The following is a 19,390-nucleotide window of genomic DNA, read 5'->3' on the forward strand; positions in this document are numbered from 1 at the left end:
CCTTTTTTACAGAATAAAATGGTTTTTAGTAAAAAAAATACATCATTTAACGGTTTTCAGGGATTCAAAAGTGAATAATAAATGAAATATTTGTCAAGCACCCAATAAAAAATATTCACTTTATAACGGTATAACTTTTTTTTATTCAACAAAACAAACCAATGATGAACAAATTTACAAAGATCATTGCAGGAGCACTGCTTTCATTGAGCGTTGTCGCTTGTCAGGAAGAAATTGAAACACCTAATTTTGACTCCTATGTAGGAATTGAAATGGATAAGTTCCAATTCTTTGAAGGGGCTACTGTTCAAATTCCTGTAAAATTGAATACCGCTACTCCAAGCAACGCCTCTGTTACCGTATCCTATACTATAAAAGGAGCTGGATGGGAATCAAAAATCAATGACCTTACAGAAGGAAAAGTTGTAATCCCTGCAACGAAATATACTTCATATATTGAGCTGGAAGGTATCTACGACAAAGTATCAGAAGATGATTTTGCTTTTGAAATCGAAATCACTAATGTGGAGTCAGATAGTAAAGTAGAGATCGGAGGAGCAAACTTTGGGTATGATGTAGCTTCTATCAACATGATGAACTTAGGCGAGTTACCATGTTCTGACGATGTAGACCTATTTATCGGAAAATCCATAAATATTGCCTATGCTGATAGAGATGTTGATGCTTACAGCAACCCTTCTATTGCCGGTACGGTTGAAGCTTCTGAATGGGAAGATTGTAATGCGATCACTATCGTAGGTGACGTAGTAAACTATTATGGTGCAGGTTGTAAGATGAATATTATCCTGAATGAATTGGACAACTCCGTAGAAGTCCCTCTACAAGACATGCTGGATAATGGTACAGTAATTCAGGGAAGTGGTGTTTACAACCCTAGCAGCAAAACAATCTCTGTTACTGTTATCTACTTGGGCTATGGATCAGTACAAGATCTAACAGATCCTGAATTTGTATTGCCTGACACTTACTCTGGTACGATCACAGTTACTTTGAAGTAAGCGATCATATCATATTCAAATCATCACTGAAGCTTTCCTCTTATTGGGGAAAGCTTTTTTTGTTTAAGGTTGAATATTTATTCGGCAGCTGAATCCTTCCGCTATCGTGACGGATTGAAATCCGCCTCTATGTGATGTCACCCTTTCAGGGTTTTGATAAATAACCCCGAGAATCCACATAATGGACTACATCACTAAGAAGTGCATAGGAATGATAAGCCTTCTACCCACCTCTTCACATAAACAATCTTTGGTTAATTATTTGACCTTAATCAAACCATCATTAATCTGATTCATCCTAATGATTTAATCCCAAACATACCGTTCATCATATTCCACCTCATATTTTCTAAGTATACGGCGAAACTCATCCTGAAAAGTCATCCCTTCATGATGATTTTTTTGATTTTCAATATACCGAACTACCTTATCGGCATCATAGGGTGTAACAGAAAAAGCCCCATAACCCTCTTGCCAGTAGAAGTGTTCAAATTCAGGTCCCAGCGACTTAATCCATTTGGAAGAATTCCCTTTGACAAGTCTTGCCAAATCAATCATTTTCAGATTTTTGGACAGGTTGCACAAGATATGGATGTGATCTACATACCCTCCCACCTTCAAGACTGGACTATCAAATTGATTACACAGTCCTCCTAGATAATCATGTATTTCTACTTCAAACTCAGGAAGTATCAGAGGCTCTCTATGTTTAGTACTAAAAACCAAATGGATATAGTTTTTGACGAGGGATTGTGGCATAATTATGTCAACTTTAAGTGAGAATGCAATGTGAAGAAGGAGAGTGAGAGGATATAGCAGTGAATAAATAAACTCACTTGAAGAAAAATAATAGAAGGTGAAGTTCAATAAGTAACCGTCATATTCCGTATAGTGACGGGATAATTAAGGTTGAATATTTATCCGTCATATTCCGTATAGTGACGGATTGAAATCCACCCCTATGTGATGTCATCCCTTCGGGATTATACCATAAAACCCTGAAAGGGTGACATCACATAGAGGTGGGTTTCAACCCATCTCTTCACGTAAGAAGTGTGTCGGTTAATTATTCAAACCTAATTAACCCTAGGCGGGGATGGAGATAACTATTGTGTCGCTTAAATATTCAACCTTAATTATCCCATCACTTTATAGAAGACATCAATACTTAGGAAAGGACAACATTTAACCTCAAGCCAAACGTAAAAAAGCCCTCAGCATCACTGCTGAGGGCTTTCTCATAATCTATCTAAAACCTAAACGGTTCTTATTGCCAAGGGTTTGGTGTCAATACCCCGTTGCTCAAGTCGATATCCTCTTGAGGGATAGGGAAGAAGTTGTGTGTTCCTTCTTTGAATCCTTCAGGACCCAATACCTCAGCACCTTTTCCTGTACGAACGATGTCGTAGAATCTATGGTGCTCTGAAGCTAACTCAACTCTTCTCTCGTGGTAGATCGCATCCAATAGTGCTTGACCTGTAGCATTTACATCTGGAAGGATTTCGCTCAAGTTAACGTTTACTACTTGATCTGCAGCTACAGTAGTAGAAGCTGCTCCGTTAGCAATTGTTTGGTTAACCTTAGCATAAGTAATCGCCACAGAAGTTCCTGCTGCTTTTCCTGCCAACATGCTATAGAAATCTGCTTTTGATGTTACTGGAGTTCCATCAATTGCCTGAATAACTACTGCATTAGTCAATGCCCATTTGTTTACATCCTCTCCTGCAACAGTTTCAGCAGCTACTTCAACATTTGTTACACCAGCTGCTGCTAAAGGAGAATCCTCTTGCATGATGTCTACGATCACCAAGTTTCCTGCTTGTGCCAAAGCATCAAGGTCAGTAGAAGAACCTACCGTAGTCGCATCTACATCTACTACCGTGAAACCAGGAGTAGCGTCAAGCATACCTGCATTTCTTGCTCTTTCTCTTACTTTGTTCAAGTACATTTGAGCAGTAGCATCATCACCATCCTGAGCCGCTGCTTCTGCATACATTAGGTATACATCACTCAAACGAATCACACGGTAGTTTTCAGAAGACTTTCTCCACCAGTCAGGTCTTGCATCTGGGTAGATATAAGATTTTCTTTGGTAGAAACCTGAGTTTTTAGTCGCTACTACACTTCCCAATGCAGCATCCTCCAATACCTGAGCTTCCAGGTAAGTCAAGATAGAAGCTGGAAGTCTAGGGTCTCCTATTTCGAAAGCATCCACCAACGTTTGCGTAGGCTGGTTGAAACCCCAACCCCAAAGACGAGGCATCTGGAATACTGTGTTGAAGTTACCACCGTTATCCCAAGTTCCGTTATCATCTCCAAGATAGTTGATCTCGAATACAGACTCCGAACCATGCTCTCCAGCTTGTCTGAAGATAGCTTCGTAATCTCCTTCTACCAAGCTATACTCTCCTGCAAGGTCACCGTCCACCAAACGCTTCAACGTCGTTTTAGCATCAGCGAATTTCTTTCCGTAAAGTTGAACCTTACCTAGTAATGCTACTGCAGCACCTTTGGTTGCTCTACCCATGTTTTCAGTACCGATCTCAGACTTCATAGGAAGTACAGCAATTGCCTCCGTCAAGTCTTTCTCGATAAATGCATAAGTCTCTTCCAAAGAAGCTCTTGGATAGTCATACTCTCCTGCAATCGCTGGAGCATCCATCAATGGAAGACCACCAAAGTTTTTCGCCAACTCGAAGTAATAGAATCCTCTTAGGAATTTCCCTTGTGCTTCGATGCTCGCTCTTTTAGCTTCGCTCATTTCGATCTCAGGAAGCTCCAAAAGCAACTTATTCACATAGTAGATACCATTCCACTGTGGATACCAAGCTAGTTTAAAACCGATGTTATCACCAGCAGCAGTAAAGTTCTTGATCTCAGCGATATATGCACCATCCGTTGCTGTAGAACCTTTCTCAGCATCAGGTGTAGAAACATCACCCAAGATAAATTTCGTTTGTGCAATACGCAGGTGGTTCAACACAGAGTAAGCTCCTACCAATGCAGTTTCTGCATCAGCCTCTGTTTGGAAGTATGAACCATCTGTCAAAGCAGCTTGCTGTGTTCTGTCTAGAAAGTCATCACTACAAGCGGTTGTAAAGGCCGATGCTGCACCCAGCATAGCAACCAATATTTGCTTAGATATTTTCATAACGATTAGATTAATCTTCTAATATTCTAAAAATCTTTTGAGAGTGATGGCAGTAAGCTAGTCGGCTTCCTGCCATCAGGAATACATTCAGCGATTAGAATGCGATGTTTGCACCAAACATCATCGTTCTAGCTTGTGGATATGTACCATAATCCAAGCCTGTGCTCAATGCACCACCCGAGATCTCTGGATCAAGTCCTGAGTAGTTCGTGAACGTCAACAAGTTCTGAGCACTAGCATATACTCTTACTCTTTGCATACCTGCTTTCTTCACTAGCTCTGAAGGAAGCGTATACCCTAGCTGAACGTTTTTCAAACGCAAGTAAGAACCATCCTCAATATAGAAGCTTGATACTCTCAAGTTGTTGTTTGGATCGTTAGCATCCAGACGAGGTACTTCGTTGCTTGTACCTTCTCCATTCCAAGCATTCAAGATTTCTCTGTTCTTGTTGTAAGGGAAACCACCTGTCATGTTGAAGTACTTCATTGCATTGAACAACTCGTTTCCTTGAACACCTTGGAAGAATACTGATACATCAAATCCTTTATACTCAGCATTCAATGTCAAACCATAAGTAAAGTCTGGCATTGGAGAACCGATAAAGTCTCTATCCGCATCGTTAATCACTCCATCAGGTCCCTCTACCAAGTTACCTTCTGAGTCGTATCCGTTGATGTCTTTATATCTGAAGTCACCTGGTCTAGCGTTAGGCTGGCCGTGAGCATCTACTTCCGCTTGGTTTTGGAAGATACCATCTACTACATATCCGTAGAATGCACCGATTGGTTGACCTGGAGTGGTTCTAGTCGTTGCACCAGCCTGGAATGTACCAGAGCTTACAAACTCTACCAAGTCGTTACCGAATGAAAGTACTTCGTTGTTTACTGAAGAAAGGTTACCCGATACAGAGTAAGAGAAATCTCCTCTTGTCTCTTTCCAAGTCAATACTGCTTCCCATCCCTTGTTTCTTACTGAACCAAGGTTGGTAATTGGAGCAATTGTTCCACCAGTCGTTGAGTTGAAACCAATATACATTGGTACTGGCTCCTGGATCAACATGTCTTTAGTATCACGGATAAAGTAATCCAAGTTAGCTTCCAATCTACCGTCCAATAGTGCTACATCAAGACCCAAGTTAGTAGTTTCTGTAGACTCCCAAGAGATCGCTGTGTTACCAATGGACATTGGGCCCAAACCTACTGTAGAAGTCTCGCTTCCACCTACACCGAAGATATAAGCATATCTACCCAAGCTTCTATATGCTGTAGCGAACTCATAGTTACCGATCTTATCGTTACCAATTTGTCCCCAACCAGCTCTTACTTTCAAGTCATCCAAAAGACCTCCTTTTAGATCTGACATAAATGCCTCGTTGATTACCTTCCAACCTGTAGAGAATGACATGAAGTTACCGTATCTGTTTTCAGGACCGAACTTAGAAGATCCATCACGACGGAAGTTAGCAGTCACTAAGTATCTGTCATCATAAGAGTAGTTTACTCTTGCTAGAGTAGACAACATCGCCCATTCTGCAGCGCTACCATAAACTTGTGGTTCCAAGTTAGTCGCTGATGAGATATACTGAAGTGCCTCATTTTCTCCTAGAAGGTCTGCTCTTGTTACTCCTAGAGACTCAAAACGGCTCTCTTGTGCCGTATAACCTACCAATGCCGATACTGTATGCTTATCAAATGTTTTGTTGTAAGACAAAGTATTCTCCCACAACCAAGTATTTGTTGCTCCGTATCCTCTGAAAACTGTATTTCTTAGGTTATTCTCGTCTGGAGAAACATTGAAAATAGGCTCCATGTTATAAGAGTCATTTCTCAAAAGATCCATTGAGAAGGCTGACTTCGCTTTCAATCCTTTCAAGATTTCTACTTCAGCGTAAGCATTACCTGTTACTCTTAGGTTAGAGTATCTATTATTTGCTCTTTCGATTGTACCTACAGGGTTGTTGATATCCATATAAGGAGAGCTACCCCAAAGACCATTCGCATCGTAAGCAGGAGTCAATGGATCTACCTTCTGTGCAGCATTGATAATACCGTGATAGAAATCCGTAGGAAGTGTTTTACCTTTTGCGTTAGCTAATGTTAGGTTTGTACCAATTCTCAAGTAATCCTTCGCTTGGTAGTCTCCATTCAAACGAACGTTCAGACGCTCATAGTTAGATCCTTTTACAATACCTTCCTGATCGAAGTATCCAGCAGATAGGTAGTAGTTCAATCCTTCTTTTGAACCAGAAACACTCAAGTTATGGTTTTGCATAGGAGCAACTTGCGTTACTTCCTCAAACCAGTTGGTAGAAACACCTAAATCGTTAGAAGGCGCTACCATGTTGAATGTAGAACCTGCATTCTCATATGCTTTGGTCATTACCATTAGATACTCCTCTGAGTTTAGCATATCTGGAGCTTTCCAAGCTTCCTGTACACCATAGTAAGCATCATAAGTAATTTTTGTTCCTTGGCCCTCTGATCCATTCTTAGTGGTCACCAAGATAACACCGTTCGCACCTCTGGCACCGTAGATAGCAGTAGCAGAAGCATCTTTCAATACTGAGATTGACTTGATATCATTCGGGTTGATATGATCAATACTACCATTTACGATAAAACCGTCCACTACATAAAGTGGGCTAGCATCGTTTACCGTACCGACACCACGAATACGAACTCTTGTTCCTGCACCTGGCGCACCACTTGCAGCAGTGATATTAACACCCGCTACACGTCCCTGAAGGGCTTGTGATACGTTAGGAATCGCTGTCTTGTTCATATCTTCTGGAGATACAGTAGCGATAGAACCTGTCAAATCACTTTTTTTCTGGATGCCGTAACCTACGACAACCACTTCCTCCAATTGCTCAATATCTTCTGCAAGAGCGATAGAGAAAGAAGTTTGATTACCTACGGTAATCTCTTTTGATTCGTATCCGATAAAACGGATCTGAAGAACCGGTGATGAAATATCTGCTGGGATGGATAAGTTAAACTTACCGTCCAGATCAGTCATGGTACCTTGTGTTGTACCTTTAATAACTACGTTGGCGCCCACGATTGGCTCGCCCGCAGCATCTGTGACGTTACCTGATATCAGCTTACTTTGTGCAAATGCGCTAAAAGATACCAGTGTCACCATTAATGATAATAGAAGTAATCTCATAATTTGGTGATGATTGATTAAAAAATCATTAACAACTATTTGATAAGCGTAAATATTACTCTTGGGAAGGGATCTTTACTCCCTGAAATCAGGGATTCAATTATTTCACTATTTTATTTAACTTTTTTAAGAAATTAAAGCTTTTCTTAAGAAAGTAGATAGGGGCTACTGTTTCTCAGAGGGTTAGTTTGATGGACAGGATGTTAGGAGGTGTTATTTTTGGGCGTAAAAAAACAGGGATAGCAATGAATGATTGCTATGGAATAAGTTTATAACTGATACTGTTCTTACGCAGACGATGGATTAAAAATCCACCGCTGAAATTATGAATCCCATAATTAGGTTTGAATATTTATCCGTCATATTCCGCATAGTGACGGGATAATTAAGTTTGAAAAAATAACCGACACAATAGTTATATCCATCTCCGCCTAAGGTTAATTAAGGTTGAATAATTAACCGACACACTTCTTACGCGAAGAGATGGGTTGAAACCCACCTCTATGTGATGTCATCCCTTCGGGATTATACCATAAAACCCTGAAAGGGTGACATCACATAGGGGCGGATTTCAATCCGTCACTATACGAAATATGACGCTTAATTATTCAACCTTAATCAACCCATCAAACCCATCGTCATTAAGTCTAATAAACCTACAACACCTTCACCTCTCCCATCACTGGCAAAACCGCATCATATACCCCACCCTTCAACAAGGCATTTACGGCTTCTTGCTGGAAGAACTTATTCTCCTGATAGGTTACGATAATGGTAGCCGCTTGGTCTACCTGCGGAAAATGTTGCAAGGCATAGGCATTTCCAAACAAGACAAAGGCTGTTGGTATATTCGTATACAGCTGTTGTAAGTAAGGCACCGCTTCCAATGGAATATCGAAATTATTGAAAGGCTTGATATTCACCCCATGAATGCTGATGACCAATTGCTCATACTGTTTGCATTCTTCGACCAGCTTCTGCAATGCTTCTATTCCTTCTTGCTCATTCCAGTGATAATGTGCTGCATCGGACCATTGCTCCTCCACAATTTTGGCAAAATTGTTTTCTACTCGCTTGGTTGCCATATCTGCCAAATGATGGGCTACAGCATCACGGCTGGATACCGTGTTTCCTTTGTTGGTGATATATAGGAATGCTGTTTTCTTGGTTTTGTTTAACGGCAAGAAGTTCTCTTCTTTTGGAAGTACTGTGGTCGCCGCTGCCGAAAGGGTATAGTTCAACTCCTCAGAAGCCTGGTCATTGAGGTCTTCGATCAACCCATCCAATACAATTGGTTGATAATCTGCAAGTCCTACCCATTGTTTCATGGCGAGTACTTTTCGCACTTTTTCGTCAATCAAGGCTTCCGTGATTTCCCCTTGTGCTACCGCTTCCAAGATTCCTTCAATACCGGCCGGTACGTCTTTGCTATTGGTGATGATATCGTTTCCAGCAATAATAGCCAGTTTATCGGACACCCCTGCCGGATAATGGTTGGTAATGCCGTGCATATCCATCGCATCCGTAATCACCAAGCCCTCAAAGCCCATCTTATCACGAAGGATTCCCTGTAGAATCTTATCCGATAAGGTCGCTGGAACGTTGGGACGATCATCCCATGCTGGAATGCTGAGGTGTGCAGACATCACACTGCTCATCCCCGCCTTCTGTAGCTCTTCAAAAGGATAAAGCTCCAAAGATTCCAAGCGCTCTGCCGAATGAGGCAATACGGGCAAGTCAAGGTGAGAATCTACGCTTGTATCCCCGTGCCCCGGAAAGTGCTTGGCGTTATCCAGAATATTTTCATCCTGCAATCCTCGAATATAGGCTTCTCCCTTTTCTGCAACCTTATATTTATTTTCCCCATAAGAACGGTAGTTGATCACAGGATTGTTGGGGTTGTTATTTACATCCACCACAGGTGCCAGGGCACTATGCACCCCCAATCGTTTACAGTGCTTACCAATTTGTCTCGCCATTTGGTAGATCAGTTCATTATCCTGAATAGCCCCCAAGGCCATTTGGTAAGGAAACTTCACGGTATTATCCAGACGCATTCCTAGCCCCCACTCTGCATCAATATTGATAAACAAAGGTACTTTCGATAAGGCTTGGTATTGATTGGTCAACTCCGCCTGTTTTACGGGTTCCCCTTGAAAGAAGGTTAGTCCACCAATCTTATGTTCCTTGATTAGCGTTTCTATATAGTCCACATGCTCTTGATCTCTATTGGAAAAAGCGGCTACCTGAAAGAGCTGTCCCACTTTTTCTTTTAGGGTCATAGAAGATAATTGGGCATTAACCCATTCGCTGTTTTTGTATTGTAGAAAAGGTATTTTTTTCATGGCTAGGCACTTTTTTCTGTTGAATCGTTGAATTGCTCCTTCGGAGCGTTGAATTGAGCTTCGCTCGTTGATTCGACCATTACATGGCGTGTGAATCGTTGTATAAGTATGAATATCAATCAACAGTTCAACTCGAATCAACGAGCGAAGCTCAATTCAACTCAATACGAAGTATTGAAATTCAACGATTCAACTAAACGCGAGTTCGCAGTATGACAAACAAATATTTTAATTAAAAGAATGGCTTTTGATGGGATTGTAATCCTGTCAAAAGCCAAAAATATTTTCTTATAAAAAGCCTGTTGAGGTTAGGCTGTTTTTTTACCGAAGTTTGGATCTACTTTAAGTAGTGGTGTTACCAATAAACAAGGTAAGGCAGAGACCAATACCCAAATAAAGAAACTGGTATACCCTACCATCTCTTGGATATAACCACTAGCCATACCCGGTAACATCATTCCCATTGCCATAAATCCAGTACAGAGCGCATAATGAGAAGTCTTAAACTGTCCTTGTGAGATATAGATCATGTACATGAGGTATCCTGCAAACCCAAACCCATAAAAGAACTGTTCTGTCGCAATTCCTATAGAGATAAAGAATAATCTTGTTGGCTCAGAAGTGAAGCCTACTCCTTCAAAGAACGTATCGAAAAGGTTTAAGAAGTCTGTTAATCCCGCCAACTGCAAGGTATCTGGCAAGAAAGCTGATAATAGTACATAAACTCCATTGGGTAAGTTAATCGCTAACACCATCCACATGATCCATGCTTTCAATCCTTTTTTGGAAAGTGCGATACCCCCCAAGATACCTCCTAAGGTAAGAGCTACCATTCCGATTGTTCCGTAAATGATTCCTTGCTCTTTAGCTGTCATATTCAAACCACCTTTGGCAAATTCATCCAACATAAATGGGATGTTCAACTTAACCAATTGCGCCTCTCCCAAACGGAACGTCAATAAAAAAGCGATGGATAGCCAGATTCCTTTTTTGCTAAAGAACGTCACAAAAGTATCTTGAAGTCCTTTGACGATATCCTTAGCAGTATAATCTTCTTGTTTTTCTTCCTCTACTTTAGGCAGAAGGAACATATGATAAAGTCCTCCTGTTAAGATCAATCCCCCCAATGCCAAAAATGCCCACATCCAAGCATAATCGTATTGCATACCCATATCTTCGTATAAGTACCCTGCAATATACACAATAGCCCCTTGTCCTGTCAGCATCGCTACTCTATAAAAAGAGCTGCGTATTCCCAAGAAAAAAGCCTGATTACTGTCCGAGAGCGCTTTCATGTAAAAACCATCGGCTGCTATATCATGAGTTGCCGAGCTAAACGCCACCAACCAGAAAAAAGCTAAGGAGTATTGTAAAAAGGAGGCCATAGGTAATGTCAGTGCTACCGCTGCCAAAGCTCCTCCAATAACCACCTGCATCAACCAGGTCCACCATCGGGTCGTCTTCACCAAATCTACGAAAGGACTCCAGATAGGTTTAATTACCCAAGGAAGGTATAACCAAGAGGTATATAATGCTATTTCAGTGTTGGAGATCTCCAGTGTTTTATACATGGTCACTGCCACACTCATCACCATGATATAAGGCAATCCCTGAATAAAATATAAAGAAGGTATCCAGGTCCATGGGTTTTGCTTTACCTTTTGAGAGGCAGCTTTTTTCATTGGCTGTTCGGTTGAAACTGACATAGTGTTTGTTTGTTAATTACAAAATATGAATAAGTTATTCAAGGGGGGTATCGGTTATTGCTTATTGGTTATTGTTTATCGTTTATAAACAATAACTATATACCATACGACAGCTTCAATCTTACGACTATAAAACATTCACACTGATCACTGTTCACTGATCACTGTTCATTGCTCACTGTCTCTATCGCAACATTCCTCTGTATATCCCCGGCGTAGAATTTTCAATCAGCGTAGCTCCTACCACGTTCTCGTAAAACTCTACCGGGCCAACCCCTCCAATAATTCCGTAAGCATACCCCATATGCTTCAGTTGTTGCAATGCTTCCAAAAGTAATACTTTTCCGATTCCCAATCCACGGTAGGCTTGCAAGACTCCTGTAGGACCAAAAAATGTTTTGCCGGTCGCTTCGTAAGCGGCAAAACCAATCATCTGCTTCTCGTGGGTCGCGATAATACAGGAAACGGGTTGCTGTATAAATGCTACTTCTACTTCACTGGCCCAATGTGGATTGAAATGCTCTCTTACCCAATCGACAATCACATGCTTTTCTGGGGCGATTGCATGGCGTATTTCAATGCCTTCCAACTGTAGTTGCTTGGTCTTTTCCTGCCAAGTAGAAGGATGGGGTAGATCGTAGAGTTTGACAAGCATATCCATAGTCCACAAATTTATCAATGAAACAATTATTACTTCTCCTTAGTAGCGCTAAACGTTGTCTCTGATCGAAACTGAGGAGTTACCTCTATGACTTTTCCATTCATAGCCGTCGTTGTTTCCGTCAGTACTTTCCCATTGAGTGTATTCCCATTTAGAATATTCTCACTACATCCCTTATGAAACGTCTCCAGTCCAGCAATAGGTTGCTTTTGGATAAGTCCCATATTCACTCCTTTCTCCTCAGAGGTTTCCTGTAAAAGCTCTCTGAAGTGATAGGCGATAGATCCTACAAATCTCACCTCGGCACCTTCCTCTGCTTCTTTGTAACTCAGCACATAGTAATCCAGGAATTTCGAGAAGCTGTCTTTAAGGATGTGACGACACTCTTCTGTTTCCTTCCAGTCATTCAAGAAAGGGACAAAAGATGCCAGGAAGCGATTAGGCATTGGGCTGCGATAAATTCGCTCCAAGATCTGTACTCTGGATAACTGATAACGATCGTAAAAATCCTGCAATACCTCCGTAGGAAGTTTTCTTAGCAGTATAGCACTCATCAGTTCTTTTCCCAGTACAGCACCACTACCCCAGTCCGCCAGGATATATCCCAGAGAGCTCACATTATCCACAATAGAATTTCCATCATACACACAAGAGTTGGCCCCTGTACCCAAGATACAGGCAATCCCTTTTTCCTCCTGAAACAAGCTTCTGGCCGCGCCAAACATGTCGCTATTTACCTCTATACAAGCTTCCTTCACAGAAGAAGCAATCGCTCTCTGTACAATTTGTTGCTTTTCTACAATACCGCATCCGGCACCATAAAAATAAACATGTTCTATTTTGTTGGGATCCAATGCTACAGCCACATCCTCAGATATTCTCTGAGAAATTTCTTCTTCTGTTAAAAAATATGGATTCAACCCTATTGTTTGAAAGCCATTTCTCTCCCCCCCTTCAATCACTAACCAATCTGTCTTAGTTGATCCACTATCCGCAATTAGTATCATATGTTTGTCGTTTTGAAGCCGCAGCTCCTCTCCGTTTGCATAACCGTGTATTCGTGAAGTAGCCTTAAGTAGACTTCTCCCTTCTACAAAGGTTTTATTTTAAACACATATACCATTCACTGAAAAAGGGGATTTAAAAAAATCACAAGTAGTCGCTTTGTGGGTGCAGCGATGCATCGCTGCACCCACAAAGATAGTTTAACTAATAATCCCTTGCTTGAAAGCAATCTGCACCAACTCTGCGGTATTCTTGGCTTTTAACTTTAACAGTAGATTTTTTCGGTGGGTTTCTACCGTATTTTTGGTAATAAACAAGCGTTCTGCGATTTGGTAGGTTGTATACCCATTGGCGATCTCTTTTAAGACACCAATTTCTCTTTCGGATAGCGTGTCGTTGAGGTATTCTCTACGGTTTTGCATGATAAACGTAGAAAGCAACACTTTGGAAGCTTCATCACTCAAGTAGCTCTCTCCCTTGTTTACTGTTTCAATAGCTTCTACCAATTCTTCCTTCTCTGTATTCTTTAGCACATAACCATGTGCCCCCTTCTTCATCATGTTAGCGATAAAGCGTTTTTCCCCGTGCATCGATAACCCTAGAATCTTAACGGAAGGGTGCAGTTTTACCACTTGCTCAGTCACTTCAATACCATCCATATCTGGCATACTGATATCCAGAATAAGAACATCTACCAAGGTTTCTTGCAAAAATTGTAGGGCCTCTTTACCATTATGTGCTTCTCCAACCACTTCGATATGCTCTTCTTCTGCGAGCAGAGAGCGTATCCCTTGGATAAACATTTTGTGATCGTCAGCGATTAATACTTTAATTGTATTCATAGGACTCTTGTTTGTTTAGTTTTGTTATTGGTATATCGAGTAGAAATGTTGTTCCCTTTTGTAGGAAAGAGTCTATGGTCACCTCTCCTCCCAGGAACTTCACCCGAGACATAATATTATCAATACCGATTCCCTTATACTCCAGGGAGGTATCAAAGCCAACTCCATTATCCTCAATAATAATATTGAGGCTTTCTTCGTGATACATCAACTGCACACTAAGTTTGCTCGCTTTGGCGTGTTTAATGACATTTTGCGTTATTTCCTGACAAATACGGAAAAGATTCATTTCCATTTTAGCAGGCAAGCGATTTTCTTCATCATTTCCCCATACGTGATAGGAAACATCCAGTTCTGAGGCGATCTGTAAATCTTCCAGATAATCTTGGAGCGCAGAATCTAACCCGAACTTGATCAATGCTCCAGGCATCATATTATGAGAAATACGTCTTACCTCCTGGAAGGTTTGGTCTAACATCCCAACCACCTGTAGATACTGCTGCTGTCTCTCCTCTGTAATATCTTTGGAGAAGTCCTTAAAGCGCATACGGACAGAGGAAAGCATTCCCCCTATACTATCATGTAAATCTTGTGCAATTCTCTTTCGCTCTGCCTCCTGTGTTTCGTTAATCTGTCCAATGTGCTGAATACGTTGCTCCTCAATAAACTCATTGAGCATTGCTTTTTCCTTAACTTCCTGCCTCAATTGTTCATTTAGCTGTACTGTTTGTTGATGCACCAAAGCATTATACATGTTCATGGCTGCCTGACTGGCCAACATATTAAACTTCTTAATATTTTCCGACGTAAACACATTGCTGACCAAGGAGCTTTCCAGAGAAAATATGATGTTTCTTCCGTTAGGCATACTGACAGGAACACAAAGCATCGAGCGTACATCTGTATTACGATTATGAAGTAGATGCAGACTATGATTACTCTCTGGCGTTAAGTTGACCACTTCCTTCTTACGATACGCATACAGGATAACCGAAAACTCTAGCTCTGTATCCTTAATGAACTTAGGGTCCTCATAATAACGAATAGAAAAGTCCAAGGCGTTTCCTTTCCCTAATACTTTAAGCTGTCCTTGTTCCTCAAGAATAAGGGTTGCTTTATCTGCACCCGTTTGCTTCATGGCAAGGATAAGTAACCTCTTGACAATAGCCCCCATGGATACTTTATCGGTAAAGTGTAACTGCAACTCTCCTATGGAAGCATAGGTCGCCATGGTAGATACCATACCGTCATGCAAATAACGATATTGGTTGTGCAGCTGCTTTTCTACAGCCTTTGCCCCCCATTTCTTTAAGGCATGGATGGCCTTTCTAAATTGGTCTGTCGCCTCGGTCACTACTCCTCTCCCTACCACATAATAACGCATGAGTAAAATGTGGATCAAAGCCTTATCTTGTATGTAAGGAGTACTTTCGACCTCCTCCAACGCTTTCTGATACATTTCTCCATCTCCTGCCCTTCCGGTGACCCTTTGATACTCTGCATAAAGCAAGGTACACTTATGTTGAAAGTTCTCTGGACTGGACTGTTGCCATAATACAAACTGATCAATCAAATCCTGTATTTCATCAAGATAATGTTTGCGTTCTTCCGGCTCAATATTTTGAAAATTGAGCATCACAGACAAAGCATAATAGTATAAAGTCTCAGAGTACAACGGTGAACTTTTATGCAAGAACCAAGACATTCTGGCTTGGGTAAACGCATGCATTGCGTCCTCAAAATACCCAAAGAAAAAGGCATACTTTCCCGTCACATAATAACGATAGAATGCTTCTTCATGCGCAAAAGCATTCACTTCTACCTGAGTAGACTCCCCCAAGGCAAAAGATAAGTTCTCTCCTGTCAGCGCTAACAATAACTCTCGGTGATAATCCAGAATATAAGAGGTGAAATTCTTGAAACGAGTATCCGTAAGCTGATAGATATCATCCTGCAACTTTTTCAGAGATTCCCCTGCAATAAATCTACAGTTGACCAAGTGAGTTTGCAAGACAAAAGAACCATATGGATCACCTGCTTTCAAGCCAATCTCCACTCCTTCCCTCAAAACAGGGATCACTTCCTTCAATGGCTTCTTCCAGAAATGGATAAAAAAGCTAAATACCCCTGAGACCCTTGTACGCAAAGAAAGATCTTGAAGCTCATAATGAAGGGACAACCCCAACTCACCAAACGTATACCCTTTCTCCAGGTGTTGATAAACACCTATCAACATCCGTCCATAAGTCACCAGTGCTAAAGCGGTATATTGATTCAACCCTGTCTCTACCCCAAGGTTGATAATCCTCAAGCTCTGCCAAATCATCAAGGTCTCCGAAGCATAATTAATCGCAATTCCCCCAACATACAGTAACTCCAGCAAGAGGATCTCCTCCTCTGTTTGCTCGCGATCAGGTTGCTTTTTTAAAAGTCCTTCCAACCCTATATGATCTATGACTTCTTGTAACTTCTGCTCTTCCTTTTGGACCTCTTCCTTTACTTCTTGCTCTCCCCATTCTGACACATCGACTCCTAGCTCCGTCAAGGCAATTTTCAAAATCTCAAAAGCCTTTTTTAGACGACCAATATGCGTATTAATCAATACCTTAAAACGATACGCTTGCATTCTCTCTCTCAAGGCCACTGGAGATTCCAACAGTTCATCCAAGGTTACTTCAGCCAAGTCAAAGTCCTCTAAAAAGTAATCACATTCTGCTTTTCTGAGTGTTAGCTCTGACTTCAGGGGAATCAATATTTTTAGAGGTACTACCTCTTTTTCCAACAATAGCAACCCACGATTGAAGTGCATGGTAGCCGATTCATAATCCGCATTTTCTTGAGCAATCTTTCCTACTTGCAGATTTAAGCGTACCAACTCTATGATATCCGTAACATAGTCTCCTGCGTGATTCAAATGGTCAACAGCCTGCATTAACCAGGAGACATTTTTTTGTTGCCCGGTTAGGTTTGCTTCTTGCATAAAGCAAGTTCCTATCAAGAAGTGAAAATAGTATTTGATCTCCACAGGCACCTTTCGGTAGACCTCTTCCCTTTGTTGGTTATCTTTAAAGGTATACACCCCTTCATTAGATACAAACAACAATTGGTACTCAATACACTCCTTCAGTCCTATCTGTAAATCCTCCTCAGCCATTTCCAAAACCCCTTGAATAAAGGTTTTATTTCCTTCACCCAAACAGCTTACAAAATACAAGAGTCGCCTACCTTGTAAAGAAAGCCTTCTCATTTGTAACTCTGTTACACTATGGTATTGCTCTTGCTTGAGTAATGTTTTCACTGCATAACGATCCGTTTGCCATACCTCATCCTGTTTCCACAAGCAGTTATTCAGCTTCAGTTTTTCCAGTACCGATAGCAATCGGGTAATATTCCCCTCACTCTCTTCAAATACAAATTCCTTTAACTCACGACTACAATATCCCTCCAGGTATTCCTGAGCGACCTCTGAGATATCCTCAAACCCGAGAGGCTTTAAGACCAGTTTACTGATCATCAGACGGCTCCATTCCAGGTCATTCAGAATAGATTGTATCTCATCTCCCAATACCTCCTGAGAGTGTACCGGATAAGAAATCAATACAAATAAATTAGATTGTGAACTATGTTGTAGGATGTAATTCAAGACGTAAAAGCTGGCCTTATCCACGTATTGCAGATCATCATAGACCATCACGACCCTTCTAGAGGAAAACGATAACAGCTGCTCTACCAAAAGCATAAACAAGTGAGGCAGCTGATTAGAGATCTTCTTATACCCTTCCTTATCAGGCACCTCCGTCCAATCATTCAGCAACAAGGCTACCTCTGGAACATAATCGGTAATTTGTAACAATGCCACCCCCAACTCCTTCTTTAATGCAAAAGAGAGTTCTTCAATTTCATGCTTGTCTAATACATTCAGCAGGAACTTAATATAATCCGATAATATACACCGGAAAGAGTAATAAGGAATATGCTTATTCAGAGAGTTACTGTTCCCTTCCAATACCAAAGTATGATCTGAGACCCCTTGTGTAAACTCTCTAATTAATCGTGTTTTTCCTCTCCCCTCATCCCCTGTAATAATGGCTACTGCAGTACTTTCCTTATGGTCATCATAAAACTTCAGTAAGGCGTTTAGTTCATTGGTTCTAGTAAAGAACGAATTGAATGAGGCGTTCATCATTGATACAGTTTATCAAGCACTTTGAATGGCACAGACCCACAGAAGTGCTTAGTGTTAGTAAGTAGTGAATAAAAAAATAGCTTTTAGCGCGTATTTGAATCAGTCCTTCAAATAAGCCCTTCATATACCTTGGTGTTAGACGTTAGGAGGTATATCTTATATTTAATGGGGAAAAGTTAGTTAATTATGATGTAAATCACTCTCCTTTCTGTGCAATTTTTTCTTGTAAGCGTACGATTTGATAGTTATCTGGGTACTCTTTTAGCGCTTTTACAATATAATCTTTCGCTTTCTCTGAGTCTGAATTTTGTATATACATCTTAATCAAGAAAACGTAGGCTTCCAGTTTTCCCCAAGTAGGAGCATAACGTCTTTCCTCGTTCACTTCCTCCCGCTCTTCTTCCAGCTGTATCGCTTTCAATAGATACTTTTCTGCTTTTTTGCCCCCTCCATATAAACTAGGAGTATGGTAATCGATACTACCATACACATAACAGGTTCGTGGATTTTCGTCGTCCATATCCAAGGCCTTTCCTGCGTACTTGATTGCCGAGAGTCCCGTAGACAACTTCGTGAAACTTTTGAACTGAGCACTATACCCTTGCATTAGCGCTAGCAAAGCATACTCTTCTTCTGATTTCTCCTCGATATCTTCCAGACAATCGACTCCATAATCAATCTCCTTCTCAGCCTGTTTGTGATCTTTGGCTTCAAAATAAAAAATAGAGGCGTAAAACTGCAGGTATGCTCTCCAGTACAACCAACTCTCAGGTTTCTGTTCTCCAGGGTAGGCATCAAAAAAATCTTGCATATCTTTCAATGCAATGTTCTGTTTTCCTTTTATACTTGTCACAAAAGCCTCATAGATTTGCTTCTGTATATCCAAGGGTAAAAAGTAGTCTTCTTTCTCGGCAAGAACACGTTGTTGGTCGGGTTCCTTTCTTGCAAGTCCTTCCTGTGCATTAGCCGAAAAAAAGGTCATCGATAATAGAAAAAAGAGAATCTGTTTCATAATGAGCAAGCATTAGTAGAACAACAAGGTTTTCTTGAGAAGATACAAATTTCATTGCATAAATTCTACAAAAGACCAATTGTACGCAATGATCTAAAATGCTTTCCATAAAGATTCATTCACTTTCTTTAATACTTTCAAAAAAATAGGGGGACGATTATTAAGGTTGAATATTTATTCGTCACACTACCAAATCGCTTTGTTGAGGCGACTTACGCCGCTGGTTGAGTAGAGCTTCGCTCGTTGAGTAGCCCTTCGGGCTGTTGAGATTCAGCAGTACTGCGTTTTCTCAAC

The 19,390-nt window shown here is 40.9% G+C and carries 11 protein-coding genes; 1 reads left to right on the top strand and 10 read right to left on the bottom strand.

Annotated features, from left to right (window positions below; translation table 11 throughout):
- Positions 1 to 161 precede the first annotated feature (161 nt).
- Complete coding sequence (locus ABD985_RS09050; RefSeq protein ID WP_345371078.1) at positions 162 to 1,019, top strand: hypothetical protein; 858 nt, start codon at positions 162 to 164, stop codon at positions 1,017 to 1,019.
- 306 nt (positions 1,020 to 1,325) lie between these two features.
- Here ABD985_RS09050 and tnpA read toward each other — a convergent pair whose 3' ends face one another.
- The 10 genes from tnpA to ABD985_RS09100 all read right to left on the bottom strand — a co-directional run bounded on the left by tnpA (position 1,326) and on the right by ABD985_RS09100 (position 19,096).
- Positions 1,326 to 1,778, bottom strand: coding sequence for an IS200/IS605 family transposase (tnpA, locus tag ABD985_RS09055; protein ID WP_345371080.1), 453 nt, complete (start codon positions 1,776 to 1,778; stop codon positions 1,326 to 1,328).
- Positions 1,779 to 2,286: 508 nt separating this feature from the next.
- Complete coding sequence (locus tag ABD985_RS09060; protein ID WP_345371081.1) at positions 2,287 to 4,170, bottom strand: RagB/SusD family nutrient uptake outer membrane protein; 1,884 nt, start codon at positions 4,168 to 4,170, stop codon at positions 2,287 to 2,289.
- A 94-nt stretch (positions 4,171 to 4,264) separates the two neighbouring features.
- Positions 4,265 to 7,339, bottom strand: a complete 3,075-nt coding sequence (locus ABD985_RS09065) for a SusC/RagA family TonB-linked outer membrane protein (protein WP_345371083.1) — start codon at positions 7,337 to 7,339, stop codon at positions 4,265 to 4,267.
- Positions 7,340 to 7,995: 656 nt separating this feature from the next.
- Positions 7,996 to 9,684, bottom strand: a complete 1,689-nt coding sequence (locus ABD985_RS09070) for a glycoside hydrolase family 3 protein (RefSeq protein ID WP_345371085.1) — start codon at positions 9,682 to 9,684, stop codon at positions 7,996 to 7,998.
- A gap of 308 nt (positions 9,685 to 9,992) precedes the next feature.
- The gene (locus tag ABD985_RS09075) at positions 9,993 to 11,390 is read right to left on the bottom strand and encodes an MFS transporter (protein WP_345371087.1); all 1,398 of its coding nucleotides are present in this window, start codon (positions 11,388 to 11,390) and stop codon (positions 9,993 to 9,995) included.
- A gap of 184 nt (positions 11,391 to 11,574) precedes the next feature.
- The gene (locus tag ABD985_RS09080) at positions 11,575 to 12,051 is read right to left on the bottom strand and encodes a GNAT family N-acetyltransferase (RefSeq protein WP_345371089.1); all 477 of its coding nucleotides are present in this window, start codon (positions 12,049 to 12,051) and stop codon (positions 11,575 to 11,577) included.
- 29 nt (positions 12,052 to 12,080) lie between these two features.
- Complete coding sequence (locus tag ABD985_RS09085; RefSeq protein WP_345371090.1) at positions 12,081 to 13,058, bottom strand: N-acetylglucosamine kinase; 978 nt, start codon at positions 13,056 to 13,058, stop codon at positions 12,081 to 12,083.
- A 198-nt stretch (positions 13,059 to 13,256) separates the two neighbouring features.
- On the bottom strand, positions 13,257 to 13,898 hold the full coding sequence (locus ABD985_RS09090) for a response regulator (RefSeq protein ID WP_345371092.1): 642 nt from the start codon (positions 13,896 to 13,898) through the stop codon (positions 13,257 to 13,259).
- Positions 13,885 to 18,084 carry an AAA family ATPase gene (locus ABD985_RS09095; RefSeq protein ID WP_345371093.1) on the bottom strand — a complete coding sequence of 1,400 codons (4,200 nt, stop codon included), beginning with the start codon at positions 18,082 to 18,084 and terminating at the stop codon, positions 13,885 to 13,887. Before ABD985_RS09095 ends, ABD985_RS09090 begins: the two co-directional genes overlap by 14 nt.
- A 196-nt stretch (positions 18,085 to 18,280) precedes the next feature.
- Complete coding sequence (locus tag ABD985_RS09100) at positions 18,281 to 19,096, bottom strand: tetratricopeptide repeat protein (RefSeq protein ID WP_345371095.1); 816 nt, start codon at positions 19,094 to 19,096, stop codon at positions 18,281 to 18,283.
- Positions 19,097 to 19,390: the final 294 nt, after the last annotated feature.

The organism is Algivirga pacifica, assembly GCF_039543525.1.
GTDB classification, from domain to species: domain Bacteria; phylum Bacteroidota; class Bacteroidia; order Cytophagales; family Flammeovirgaceae; genus Algivirga; species Algivirga pacifica.